The sequence below is a fragment of the Variovorax sp. GW821-FHT06D12 genome (assembly GCF_059419205.1).
The window spans coordinates 1,096,050-1,107,154 of record NZ_JBWKRI010000001.1 but is presented as its reverse complement, the minus strand read 5'-3'; the positions used below and the strand labels follow the sequence as shown (position 1 = coordinate 1,107,154).

Sequence of the window (11,105 nt, the reverse complement as noted above, 5' to 3'; positions counted from 1 at the left end):
CGAACCATGTCCTACCCATCGAGCACCATGACCGACATTCACAAGCACCCCGCGTCGACCTTCCGTTTCCCCCTGTCGTGGACCGCCGCAGCGGCCGCGCTGATGCTGGCCGGCTGCAGCATGACGCCGGTGCAGCTCACGCGCGACGAGATCGTGGTGCGCGTGCGCCACGACCAGAAGCAGCTGTACAAGGACCAGGCCACGGTCGCCACGCCCATGACGTATTCCGAGGTGCTGGCGCGCGCGCTCAAGTACAACGCCGACTACCGCCTGAAGCTCATGGAATCGGCCCTGGCGCGCGGCCTGCTCGACGTGTCGGCCGCCGACATGCTGCCCAAGCTGGTGGCCGACGCCGGCTACAACGACCGCAGCAACGACTCGGGCGGCACCAGCATCGGCATCGAAGACCGCGTGGTGAGCCTGCGGCCCTCGACCTCGGAGCAGCGCTCGCACTACTACGGCCGCGCCACGCTGTCGTGGAACGCGCTCGACTTCGGCATCAGCTACTTCCGCGCCAAGCAGGCGGCCGACGAAGTCAACATCGCCGAGGAGCGCCGCCGCAAGATCCTGCAGAACATCGCGCAGGACGTGCGCAGCGCCTACTGGCGCGCCATCGGCGCGCAGCAGCTCATCGGCGACGCCGACCGGCTGGCCGTGCGCATCGAAGATGCCCTGAAGAAATCGCGCGAGGCCGAGCGCGCCGGCGTGCTGCCGCCCGCGCAGGGCCTGGCCTACCAGCGCGCGCTGCTCGATGCGATGTCGCTGGTCAACGCCAAGCGCCAGGAGATGCAGTTCGCCAAGCGCGAGCTGGCCGCGCTCATGAGCCTGCCGCCGGGCGTCGACTTCACGCTGGTCGAAGGGCCGCAGGACGGGCGCGCGCCGGTCACGCTGGACATCGACAAGCTCGAGATCGCCGCGCTGGAAAACCGCGCCGAGCTGCGCGAAGAAGACTACAAGGCGCGCATCGGCATCGCCGAGACCAAGAAGCAGATCGCCTCGCTGTTCCCCAGCCTGAACCTGTACGCCGGGGCGCGCTACGACTCCAACTCCTTCCTCTACAACAGCAACTGGAGCGACGCGGGCGTGAGCCTGTCGATGGACCTGTTCCGGCTGGCGGCCATCCCGGCCATCAACCGCACCAACGACGCGCGCAAGAAGACCGACGAGGCCCGCCGCCTGGCGCTGACCATGGCGGTGGTCACGCAGGTGCGCGTGTCGGCCGAGCGCTACAAGCTGGCGGTGGTCGACCAGGAGTTGGCGGCCGAATCCAGCCGCGTCGACCAGCGCATGGCCAGCGTGGCGCGCGCCGGCGCCAGCAACCAGCTCGAGAGCGAACTCGAGGCGCTGCGCGTCGATGCGCGCGCGCTGGTGTCGCGCTTCCAGCTCGCCACGGCCTATGCAGCCACGCAGACCTCGTACGGCCGGGTGCTCAACTCGGTCGGCATCGACCTGATGCCGGCCACGGTGGCCAGCACCGACATCAAGACCGTCGCCAGGGCCATCGAGCAGAGCATGGCCGAAGGCGAGAAGGCGGTGTTCCTCGAGGCGGCGCTGATCCCGGTGCGCAACCGGCCGGTGAGCGTGCGCGTGCGCGACCTGCCATCGGGCGTGAGCGAAGCGGCGGTGCGCGGCGCAGTCGAGCGCATCGTCACGCGCAACGAGCTGGTGGCCTCGGGGTCGGCCGATGCGCTCGTGCTCACGCTGGCCTTCCAGCGCAATGTGCCGCAGCAGCGCGGCACCACGCGCGCCCAGTGGCGGCTCACGCTGGCCGAGCCGGGCGGGCGCGAGCTGCTGTTGCAGAACTACGCGAGCTACGTGCCGGCCGTGACGACCGAAAGCGCCGTGAGCGCCTTCGCCGAGGCGGCGACGCTGTCGGTGATCACGGACGTGCGGCGCCTCGCGCGCACGGGCGCGACGGTGACGCAGAAGTGAAAGCGAGCCCGCCCTTGAAACCGTCGTCCTTCTCCGCGCTTCGCATCGGCGTGCTCCTGGCCTGCGCTTTGGGCGGTGCCCTGCAGGCCGGCGCCCAGCCGGCACCCGCGCCGCGCAGCGCCCCGGCGGGCGCGCCGGGCAACCTGGCGCCGGTGCGCTTTCTCGTGGTGGCCGCGCAGGAAAGCGTGCTCTCGGCCTCGGCCCCGGGCCGCTTCGCGAAGGTGCCGGTGAGCCTGGGCGACACGGTGCGCGCGGGCCAGGTGCTGGCCGCCTACGAATGCGACGAGATCCAGGCGCGCCGCGCCGCCGCGCGGGCCGAGCACGAGGCCGCCAAGGTGCAGTACGTGGGCAAGCTGAAGCTGCAGGGCCTGCAGTCGGCGGCCGAGATCGAGGTCGAGCTGGCCGCGGCCAACGTGAACAAGGCGCAGAGCCAGGTCCGCATCTTCGATGCGCAGATCGCGCAGTGCAATTTCGTGGCGCCCTTCGCCGGCAAGGTGGCGCGCGTGCATGTGAAGGTGGGGCAGGGCGTGAACCCCGGCGCGCCGGTGGTCGAGCTGGTCGGCAACGGCCCGCTGAAGGCGCGCATGAACGTGCCCTCGCAATGGCTCGCGTGGCTGAAGACCGGCCAGCGCCTGGACGCCACGGTCGACGAGACCGGCGCTGCGGTGGTGTTGAAGGTCACGCGCGTGTCGGGCCGCGTGGACGCGGTGAGCCAGACCATCGAGATCGAGGCCGAGCTCGCGGGCGACGCGGCCGGCCAGGTGCTGCCGGGCATGAGCGGGCAGGTGCGCGCGCCGGTCGGCAGGGGATGAGCGCCGCGCGCGGCAAGGGCGGAGCGTCGTGACCGATCTCGCGTTCCATGCGCTGGCCGCGAAGGTGCGCGCGGCGCAGCGTCCGGCCGACCTGGCCTTCCTGATCTGCAACGAGACCCACGCGCTCGCGCCGTACCGGCAGGCCGCGCTGGTCGGCTTCTTCGGCGCGCGCCGCACGCGGCTGGTGGCGCATTCGGGGCTGGCCGATGTCGAGTCCGACTCGCCCTATGCGTTGTGGCTGGCCTCGGTGGCCGACCACCTGAAGGCGCGGCTGGACGAACTGCCGGCCGCCGCGCGCGTGCTGGCGCTGTCGCCCGGCATGCTGCCGCCCGCGCTCGCCGCCTCGTGGGCCGACTGGCTGCCCGACCAGGTGTGGGTGCTGCCCATGGCCGACCCCGACGGCCGCGCGCGCGCCGCGCTGTTCCTGGCGCGCGAGGCGCCGTGGCCTACCGAGTTCGATGCCAAGGCGCCGGAGTTTTTGCTGCTGCAGGCCGCCGCGATGTACGGCCACGCGTGGTGGGCGCTGACCGGTCGCCGTCGTTCCATCGGCACGCTGCTGCACGAAGCGTGGGCGCGCAAGCCGCTGCGCTGGGCGCTGGCCCTGCTGCCGCTCGCGCTCCTGGTGCCGGTGCGCGAGTACGCGCTGCTGCAGGCCGAGGTGATCTCCACGCGCAGCCAGGTGATCGCCTCGCCGCGCGACGGCGTGATCCGCCGCATGACCGTGCCGCCCAACACGCCGGTGGTGGCCGACCAGACCATCGCCGAGCTCGACGACACCACGCTGGACAACCGGCTGGCCGTGGCGCGCGCGGCGCTGTCGACCGCGCGGCTGGAACTGCACCAGGCCTCGCAGCGGGCCATCGAGTCGCAGTCGGCCAAGGCCGAGCTGAGCCTGGCCGAAGGCAAGCTGCGTGAGCGCGAGGTGGAGGTGGGTGCGCTGCAGCGCGAAGTGGCGCAGCTGCAGATCAAGGCGCCGGCGGCGGGCGTGTTCGTGTACTCCGACCCCGACGACTGGGCCGGCCGCCCGGTGCAGACCGGCGAGCGCGTCGGGCTGCTGGCCGACCCGGCCGTGCTCGGCGTGCAGGCCTGGGCGCCGGTGAGCGAGGCGGTCAACCTCGCGCCGGGCGCGCCCATGACCTTGTTCCTGCGCGTGGCGCCGCTGGACCCGGTGTCGGCCCGGCTCGACCACGCCGGCTACCAGGCGGTCGAGGCGCCCAATGGCGTGGCCAGCTACCAGCTGCGCGGCCACCTGAGCGAGCCCTCGGGCGTGGCGCGCATCGGCTTGCGCGGCACGGCGCGCGTGTCGGGCGAGTGGACCGTGCTCGGCTACCTGCTGCTGCGCCGGCCGTTCGCGGCGGCGCGGGAGTGGTGCGGGTGCTGAGCGGCACGGCGCTCGCAGGCCGTGGCGCCCCTGCGGGGGCCGCAGCGCCGCCGCCGTGGCCGGCGCTGCGCGAGGAACTGCAGATCCATCCGGCCGGCGACAACGGCGACGGCTCGCCGGCCTGGCACGTGTGCGACCCGGTGCGCAACCTGTTCTTTCGCATCGGCTGGCTGGAGTTCGAGATCCTTCAGCGCTGGCCGATGGCCGACGCCGCGCGCATCGCGCAGGCGATCGAACGCGACACCCCGCTGGCGCCCGACGCCGACGACGTGGCGCGCTTCCAGGGCTTTCTCGAACAGCACCAGCTGCTGCGCACCGTGCGCCGTAAACCGCCGATGCCGGCGTGGCGCTGGCTGCTCAACAACTACCTGTTCGTGCGCATTCCGCTGGTGCGGCCGGCGCGGCTGCTCGAGAAGATGCTGCCCTGGGTCGAGTGGCTCTACAGCCGCTGGTTCGTGGCGCTCAGCGCGCTGGCCGCCGGCGTCGGCGTGCTGCTGGCCGCGCGGCAGTGGGACACGGTGGCGGCCCAGTTGCGCGGCGCCATCAGCTGGGAGGGCGTGCTGGGTTTTGCCGGCGCGCTCGTGGTGTCGAAGCTGCTGCACGAGATGGGGCACGCGCTCATGTCCACGCGCCACGGCGTGCGCGTGGGGCACATGGGCGTCGCGCTGCTCGTGATGTGGCCGATGGCCTACACCGACACCGGCGAGAGCTGGAAGCTGGCGCGCTCACAACACCGCCTGGCCATCGCGTCGGCCGGCATCTGCGCCGAGCTGGTGCTGGCCGCGTGGTCGACGCTGTTGTGGGCCTTCATGCCCGACGGCGACCTGCGCAACGCGCTGTTCTTTCTGGCGACGACGGCCTGGGTGCTGACGCTGGCCGTCAATGCCAGTCCCTTCATGCGCTTCGACGGCTACTACATGCTGACCGACGCGCTGGATTTTCCGGGCCTGCACGAACGCGCGGGACAGCAGGCGAAGCGCGCGCTGCGGCGCTGGCTGCTGGGCTTCGACGATCCATCGCCCGAGACGCTGACGCCGGGCTTCCGGCGCTTTCTCATCGCCTTCGCGTTCGCCACCTGGGTCTACCGGCTGGTGCTGTTCATCGGCATCGCGGTCGTCGTCTACCACGCGTTTTTCAAGGCGCTGGGTGTGTTCCTGTTCATCGTCGAGATGGGCGTGTTCGTGGTGCGGCCGGTGATGGCCGAGTTGCGCGTGTGGCACGCGCGGCGCGGCGAGATCAGGCCGCGGCGGCGCCTCGGCGCGGTGCTGCTGCTCGCGTTCGCGGCGGCGGTGCTGCTGGTGCCGTGGCACGGCGGCATCTCGGCGCCGGGCGTGATCCGGGCCGGCGTCGAACAGCCTGTGTTCTCGCCTTACGCGGCGCGGCTGGCGGCGATGGAGGCGAACGACGGTGCGGCCGTGGCCGCGGGGCAGTCGCTGGTCACGCTCGAAGCGCCCGGCCAGACCGAGGAGCGCGAGAAGGCGCGCGTGATGTCCAGCGCCTACGCGCGCGCGGCGCGCGGCGCCATGGGCCTGGAAGAACGACCGGCGGCGCAGCAGGTGCTGGCCGAGCAGCAGGCCAGCCGTTGGGACACCGAACGCCGCGCGCGCGACGCCGAGCTGCTGCGCCTGCGGCTGGTGGCGGCGCACGGCGGCACGCTGCGCGACGTCGATCCGCTGCTGCAGTCCGGCACGTGGGTGGCGCCGTCGCAGCTCATGGCGATGGTGGTCGACGGCCGGCGCTGGCGCGTGGAAGCGCTGGTGCCCGAGCACGACCGCCAGCGCCTGGCGGCCGGCAGCCGCGCGGTGATCCTCGTGAAGGGCCGCACGCGCAAGCTCGAAGGGCAGGTGCGTGCCATCGACAACAGCCCGGTGCGCCGGCTGCCGCACCTGCTGCTGGCGCAGGACCACGGCGGCCCGATCGCGCTCAACCCGACCGCGCAGAAAAAAGACCTGCGCCCGGCCGAAGCCTGGTTCCGCGTGACGGTGGAGGGAGAAGACGACGCGCCGGTCGACGGGGTGCGCGAGGTGCGCGCGCATTTCGAAGGCACCCGCGAGAGCCTGGCCCGCCGTTGGGTCCATGCGGCGACCGCGGTGCTGATCGAGCAGTCGGGGTTCTGAACAAGCGCGCCCGCTTGCGCCGGCCGGCCACGTGCCGGCAGGCGATGCCCGCGGTCTGCCTTACAGCCGGGTGTGCTCGGAGCGCGGCAGGCGGTCCTGGTCGGAACGCAGGACCGCCAGCATGCTCATGAGCGTCACGCCCGCGGCAAGACCGACCAGGAAAGCAAGCACAACGAGGGAGGGGTCGGTTGTCATGCGGTTCTAACGCCGACCCATCCCGCAAGGTTTACGAGTGTTTACACTTATTTGTCATGTCTGCAGGTCCGGGGTAAACAGGCGTCTGCAAAAGGGTCCCTGCGCGCTGGCACCCACCTGCCACACGGCGTGGCTATAGTCGTTCGACCATGCAGAAACGGATCGAGGTTGTCTTTGTCTCGCGGCGCAATTCGCTGCGCAGCGTGCTGGCCGAGGCCTGTCTTGCCCACCTCGATGCGAAGCGCTTTTCGGTGCGCTCGTGCGGGCAGCCGGGGCGGCTGGCGGCGGACGTGCACCCCGCGGCCGTCGAGGCATTGGGCAGCGCCGGCATGGCCCTGCCGATCTCGCCGCCGCGCAGCTGGGACCTGCTGGCGCGCGCGGGATCGCACAACGCCGATGTCGTCATCACGCTCGACCCCGCGCTCGAACCGCTGCAGCCGCGCTGGCCCGGCCAGCCCGATGCGGCGCTGTGGCCTTACCCCGACGTGGCCGGCGCCAACACCGGCCCGGACGACGCCGCGCATGGCGCGCTGCAGGTGCTGTATTCGCTGCGCCGCCGGCTCGAATTGCTGGTCAACCTGCCGCTCGTGGGCGCCGACCGCAGCGCGCTGCGCTCCGACATCCGCGACATGGCGCACATGCGCTGAGGCGATCTAGGGAGCGGCCAGCCGCAGCACGAAGGTCTTGGTGTGCGGGTCGGTGAGAAACACCTGCGCCACCTGCCAAGCCTGCGCATGCGCGTCGCGCCAAGCGGTGGCGTACTTGATGTCCAGGCGGGTCATGGGGGGCTCGTCGAGCCGCTCGAGCCGGCGCCAGAGCCGGTAGCAGTGCGCGACCTGCCGGGGCGAGCCGAGCAGCTCCTCGAGTTTGATGCGGTAGGTGAATGCCGCCACCATCACGTCGCGCACCGTGACGTTGCGGCCCTCGACTTCGATGGTGTAGAGGTGCTCGGCGGAGTGGATCTCGTCCTTCATGCGGCGGCGCGGAAATCGGGGCGGACGGTGTCGACCTGCGGGGCAGGCCGGTCGGGAGGATGCGCAGAAAGAGGGAGACGGATCACGGCCGCTCCATCCTAGATGGCACGCTGTTTCGGCGCGAGTGCCGAAAGTCATGCGGATGTTCACACATGGTGTCCCTTTGCGCGAAGCGCGTGAAATTGTTATTAAACGAAATTAAATGCTAATACCTAGGAACTATGTCCTAGGGCGGCGCCGGCAGTAGCCCTAAGCTCCTCACTGACATGAGCGCCACACAGCAACATCTTTTCGTCGAACTTTCCGACGGTTGGTCCAGCGAGATCGACATCCGCCAGACCACCGGCGGCCGCTATGCCGGCGTGGCCGAACTCCGCCTGCGCGGGCTCAAGCGCGGCGTGCTCGTCTTCATGCAGCAACCCTCGCTGGACGCCGCGGTCGCGCGCGTGCGCCTGCGGGCCAGCCAGTTCGCCCGCGAGCGCCTGTCGCTCGCCGAAGCCCGGACCGGCGCACGGGCGAGCTGAGCGGGTTCATCCGCACCCCGCGGTTGAAGTTTTTCTATCCCGGCCATCGGGATTGCCAAACCCGCTGCACCCGCAGGCGGCGCACCATCGAGGCTCACGGATCTCACCGATGGAGCACACGACATGTTGAAGACCTTCAGGAAAGCCATGGGCGTCGCCATTTCGCTGGCCGGGTTCGTGGTGCTGGTGACCCAGCAACTCTGAACGCCCGGCCTCTTTTCCCGCATGGCCTCGCTCAGGGCCGCGCCGGCAGCAGCGGCGAGGTGTACACCGCTGGCGGCGGACGCTGCGGATACACCGAGGTGCCGAAGGTGTTGCCCATGCGATGCCCGGTCGCTGCGCGGTTGAACAAGCCCAGCTGATTGCCGGGCCGTTGCGTGATCGCTTCCGACGCCAGCCCGGGCGCGGCGTCGTCAGGTCCGCGTGCCGGCATCGTGGGCGCGAGCTTGCGGGTCAGGCAGTCGTAGGCGGGCGTGCGCTCGCCGTTCACCACCACTTCGACGCAGCTGCCGTCGGCCTCGCCGCCGCCGGAAGGCGTCGTCTGCGCCGCCGCGCCAGTGCCGATCACCGAGAGCATCACGCCGAACAGCCACACACCGACGCGCATCGTTGCACCCCAGGAAAAAAGAAGAAGAAACGCCGTGCCGCGATCACGGCCAACCGGGCAGTCTGGACCGCGTGCAAGTCAGGAAGAAGACGGAATCTCGCGAGGTCGGAAGTGTGAACGAAACGTCACATGTCGGTCATGCACGGTCGCTAGTCTCGCCCGCACGCTCACCCGGGCCGCACGGCGGACGGCCGCTTTCCAGACCCTTCGTTGCTGCTGTTGATCCTCCGTCACATGACACGTACTTCCGCATCGGGCGGTGGCCTGACACGGTCCTGGTGCCTGGTCATGGCGCTGGTGATGTGCGCCGCCCACGCCGCGGCAGCCGACGACATGGCGAGCGACGCGCCGGCGCTGCATTTCGACCTGCCGGCGCAGCCGTTGGCGCGCTCCCTCGCCGTCTTCGGCCACCTCACCGGTCACTCGGTGCTCGTCACCAGCCGCCTCACCGACGGCCGCGAGGCGTCGCCGGTGCAGGGCGACTTCGCGCCGCGCGACGCGCTGCAGCGGATGCTCGTGGGCACCGGGCTGGTGGCGCGCTACACCGGCGCCAGCGCGTTCACGCTCGTGCCGGCACAGCCGGCGACCGCCGTCCCCGACGAACGCGCGCCGGCGGGCGCCGCCCCGGCCGGAAACGTCCCGGCCTTGCAGGCCTACGCGGCCGTGCTGCAGGGCGCGGTCACGCGCGTGCTGTGCATCGCGCAGCCCGACGCCTTCGGCCGCTACCGGCTTGCGGTCCAGTTGTGGATCGACCCGGCAGGCGCCGTCACCGAGGCCCGCCTGCTCGAGGGCAGCGGCGTGCCGGCGCGCGACGCCACGGTGCTCGCCAGCCTGCGCACGCTCGGCCTGGACACAGCGCCGCCGGCCGCGCTGCCGCAGCCCGTCACGCTGCTGCTGACCCCGCGCCCCGACCCGGCGCGCGATTGCCGGCCGTACCTGCGCGCGCGCGCAGGCTGAGTCGCATGTCCGAATCGATCAAGGCCTCGCTGCGCGCGCTGTTCCTCGCGCGCTATGCGCAGTTCCGCAAGCACCTGCACCACCGCCTCGGTTCGGAAGACCTCGCCAACGACGCGCTGCAGGAAGCCTACCTGCGCGTGGAGAACTCGACCGTGCGCAGCGCCGTGCGCTACCCCTCGGCCTACCTGTTCCGCATCGCGCTCAACGTGGCGGAAGACCAGCGCAAGAGCAATTCGCGGCTGCTGAGCGTGGGCGAGGTCGAGGCGCTGTACGACATGGCCGACGAGGCCGCCGACCCCGCGCGCGGCGCCGAGGCGCGCAACGAACTCGAGGCGCTCGAGCGCGCGCTGGCCGAGCTGCCGCGCCGCCGCCGCGCCATCGTGCTGGCCGCGCGCGTCGACGAGATGCCGCACAAGGACATCGCGGCGCGCTACGGCGTGTCGGCGCGCACTGTCGAGAAGGAATTGCGCGCCGGCCTGGAACATTGCTGCGAGCGGCTCGGCCGGGATTTCATCCAGCGCTTCGGTCCTGGCGCCGGAAAACAGTCTCCCCATGATGACCGCTGAAGAATCCCAGGCGACCGAGGCCATGAAGCAGACCCTGCAACGCGAAGCGCAAGCCTGGGTGGTGCGGCTCGGCTCGCAACAGGCCACCGAAGACGACGCCCAGGCCTTCCGGTGCTGGTGCGCGCGCAGCCGCGAGCACGCGCAGGCCTTCGTGCAAGCACGCCAGGTGTGGCAGGCCATGGCGCCGGCCGCGCAGCGCGTGCGCCAGCAGGAAGCGCGCGAGGCGGCCCACCGCCGTTTGCCGGTGCCCGGACGCCGTGCCTTCCTGGGTGGCGCGGTCGCGGCGTCGGTCACCTACCTCGCGGTGTCGCCGCCGCTGGCGCTGTGGCCCTCGGTCGCCGAGTGGGGCGACGACTACCGCACCGCCACCGGCGAGCAGCGCGAGGTCGCCATGGGCGACGGCGTGGTGCTGCAGATGAACACGCAGACGCGCATCAACCTGCGGCGCGGCACGACGGAGAGCGCGGGCGAAGCCATCGAACTGGTGTCCGGCGAGGCCGAGGTGCTGGCCGGCGGCCCGGCCTCGGCGCGCGTCACGGTCGCGGCGGGCGGCGGCACGGTGTCGGCCGTGCGCGCGCGCTTCAACATCCGCCATCTCGACGGCGAGGTCTGCGTGACCTGCCTCGCGGGCCAGGTCGACGTGGCGCAAGGCACGCAGCAGGCGCGGCTCGATGCAGGCCGGCAGCTGCGCTACGGCCCCGCGGGGCTCGGCGTCGTGACGGGCGTGGACACCGGCCCCGTCGTCGCGTGGCGCCGCCGCCAGCTGGTGTTCGACCAGGTGCCGCTGTCCGAGGTGGTGGCCGAGGTCAACCGCTATCGCCACGGCCGGCTCATCCTCACGAACGAGGCGCTGGGCCGCAGCCGCGTGCAGGCCAGCTTCTCCATCGACCGGCTGGACGACGTGGCCTTTCTCGTGCGCGACGTGTACGGCGCCGAACTCACGCAGCTGCCCGGCGGCATCGTGCTGCTGGGCGCCGCCAGCGCCTGAAGTGCGTTGCAGCGTGCCGATCCGCGTGTTCGTGAAGATTTCGTGACATGGT

Annotated in this window: 12 protein-coding genes; 9 read left to right on the top strand and 3 right to left on the bottom strand. The window is 71.4% G+C overall.

Features of this window, described 5'->3' with window-relative positions; translation table 11 throughout:
- Positions 1-6: 6 nt before the first annotated feature.
- The 4 genes from AC07SQ_RS05070 to AC07SQ_RS05055 are packed head-to-tail and all read left to right on the top strand — an operon-like array spanning position 7 to position 6,242.
- Positions 7-1,932, top strand: a complete 1,926-nt coding sequence (locus tag AC07SQ_RS05070; protein WP_495276197.1) for a TolC family protein — start codon at positions 7-9, stop codon at positions 1,930-1,932.
- A 14-nt stretch (positions 1,933-1,946) separates the two neighbouring features.
- Positions 1,947-2,744, top strand: coding sequence for an efflux RND transporter periplasmic adaptor subunit (locus AC07SQ_RS05065; RefSeq protein ID WP_369646535.1), 798 nt, complete (start codon positions 1,947-1,949; stop codon positions 2,742-2,744).
- 28 nt (positions 2,745-2,772) lie between these two features.
- On the top strand, positions 2,773-4,125 hold the full coding sequence (locus AC07SQ_RS05060) for an efflux RND transporter periplasmic adaptor subunit (RefSeq protein WP_495270551.1): 1,353 nt from the start codon (positions 2,773-2,775) through the stop codon (positions 4,123-4,125).
- A complete protein-coding gene (locus AC07SQ_RS05055) occupies positions 4,119-6,242 on the top strand; it encodes a site-2 protease family protein (protein WP_495270552.1) in 2,124 nt (707 codons plus the stop codon). The genes AC07SQ_RS05060 and AC07SQ_RS05055 overlap by 7 nt, the downstream gene beginning before the upstream one ends.
- A gap of 60 nt (positions 6,243-6,302) precedes the next feature.
- Here AC07SQ_RS05055 and AC07SQ_RS05050 read toward each other — a convergent pair whose 3' ends face one another.
- Complete coding sequence (locus tag AC07SQ_RS05050) at positions 6,303-6,437, bottom strand: hypothetical protein (RefSeq protein WP_260684871.1); 135 nt, start codon at positions 6,435-6,437, stop codon at positions 6,303-6,305.
- Between the two features lie 149 nt (positions 6,438-6,586).
- Here AC07SQ_RS05050 and AC07SQ_RS05045 point away from each other — a divergent pair, with 149 nt between their 5' ends.
- Positions 6,587-7,084 carry an arsenate reductase/protein-tyrosine-phosphatase family protein gene (locus AC07SQ_RS05045; RefSeq protein WP_354348103.1) on the top strand — a complete coding sequence of 166 codons (498 nt, stop codon included), beginning with the start codon at positions 6,587-6,589 and terminating at the stop codon, positions 7,082-7,084.
- 6 nt (positions 7,085-7,090) lie between these two features.
- Here the strand turns inward: AC07SQ_RS05045 and AC07SQ_RS05040 are convergent, their stop codons facing one another.
- The gene (locus AC07SQ_RS05040; protein ID WP_062482657.1) at positions 7,091-7,411 is read right to left on the bottom strand and encodes a hypothetical protein; all 321 of its coding nucleotides are present in this window, start codon (positions 7,409-7,411) and stop codon (positions 7,091-7,093) included.
- Positions 7,412-7,677: 266 nt separating this feature from the next.
- Between AC07SQ_RS05040 and AC07SQ_RS05035 the strand changes: the two genes are divergently transcribed.
- Entirely contained in the window at positions 7,678-7,935 is a 258-nt protein-coding gene (locus AC07SQ_RS05035) for a hypothetical protein (RefSeq protein WP_062482654.1), read from the top strand.
- A 235-nt stretch (positions 7,936-8,170) separates the two neighbouring features.
- On the opposite strand, the gene AC07SQ_RS05030 is transcribed toward AC07SQ_RS05035, so the two are convergent.
- A complete protein-coding gene (locus AC07SQ_RS05030) occupies positions 8,171-8,542 on the bottom strand; it encodes a hypothetical protein (protein ID WP_307635531.1) in 372 nt (123 codons plus the stop codon).
- A 234-nt stretch (positions 8,543-8,776) separates the two neighbouring features.
- Between AC07SQ_RS05030 and AC07SQ_RS05025 the strand changes: the two genes are divergently transcribed.
- The 3 genes from AC07SQ_RS05025 to AC07SQ_RS05015 are packed head-to-tail and all read left to right on the top strand — an operon-like array spanning position 8,777 to position 11,053.
- Positions 8,777-9,499 carry a secretin and TonB N-terminal domain-containing protein gene (locus AC07SQ_RS05025; RefSeq protein WP_495270553.1) on the top strand — a complete coding sequence of 241 codons (723 nt, stop codon included), beginning with the start codon at positions 8,777-8,779 and terminating at the stop codon, positions 9,497-9,499.
- A gap of 5 nt (positions 9,500-9,504) precedes the next feature.
- Positions 9,505-10,065: an RNA polymerase sigma factor gene (locus AC07SQ_RS05020; RefSeq protein ID WP_095745876.1), complete on the top strand. Its 561-nt coding sequence runs from the start codon at positions 9,505-9,507 to the stop codon at positions 10,063-10,065.
- Entirely contained in the window at positions 10,052-11,053 is a 1,002-nt protein-coding gene (locus tag AC07SQ_RS05015; RefSeq protein WP_495270554.1) for a FecR family protein, read from the top strand. The genes AC07SQ_RS05020 and AC07SQ_RS05015 overlap by 14 nt, the downstream gene beginning before the upstream one ends.
- Positions 11,054-11,105 lie beyond the last annotated feature (52 nt).

Excerpts from the sequence above, each read along its gene's own strand:
- AC07SQ_RS05070 (WP_495276197.1), top strand. The coding sequence starts at position 7 with ATGTCCTACCCATCGAGCACCATGACCGACATTCACAAGCACCCCGCG.
- AC07SQ_RS05050 (WP_260684871.1), bottom strand. The coding sequence starts at position 6,437 with ATGACAACCGACCCCTCCCTCGTTGTGCTTGCTTTCCTGGTCGGTCTT.
- AC07SQ_RS05045 (WP_354348103.1), top strand. The coding sequence starts at position 6,587 with ATGCAGAAACGGATCGAGGTTGTCTTTGTCTCGCGGCGCAATTCGCTG.
- AC07SQ_RS05040 (WP_062482657.1), bottom strand. The coding sequence starts at position 7,411 with ATGAAGGACGAGATCCACTCCGCCGAGCACCTCTACACCATCGAAGTC.
- AC07SQ_RS05035 (WP_062482654.1), top strand. The coding sequence starts at position 7,678 with ATGAGCGCCACACAGCAACATCTTTTCGTCGAACTTTCCGACGGTTGG.
- AC07SQ_RS05030 (WP_307635531.1), bottom strand. The coding sequence starts at position 8,542 with ATGCGCGTCGGTGTGTGGCTGTTCGGCGTGATGCTCTCGGTGATCGGC.
- AC07SQ_RS05025 (WP_495270553.1), top strand. The coding sequence starts at position 8,777 with ATGACACGTACTTCCGCATCGGGCGGTGGCCTGACACGGTCCTGGTGC.
- AC07SQ_RS05020 (WP_095745876.1), top strand. The coding sequence starts at position 9,505 with ATGTCCGAATCGATCAAGGCCTCGCTGCGCGCGCTGTTCCTCGCGCGC.
- AC07SQ_RS05015 (WP_495270554.1), top strand. The coding sequence starts at position 10,052 with ATGATGACCGCTGAAGAATCCCAGGCGACCGAGGCCATGAAGCAGACC.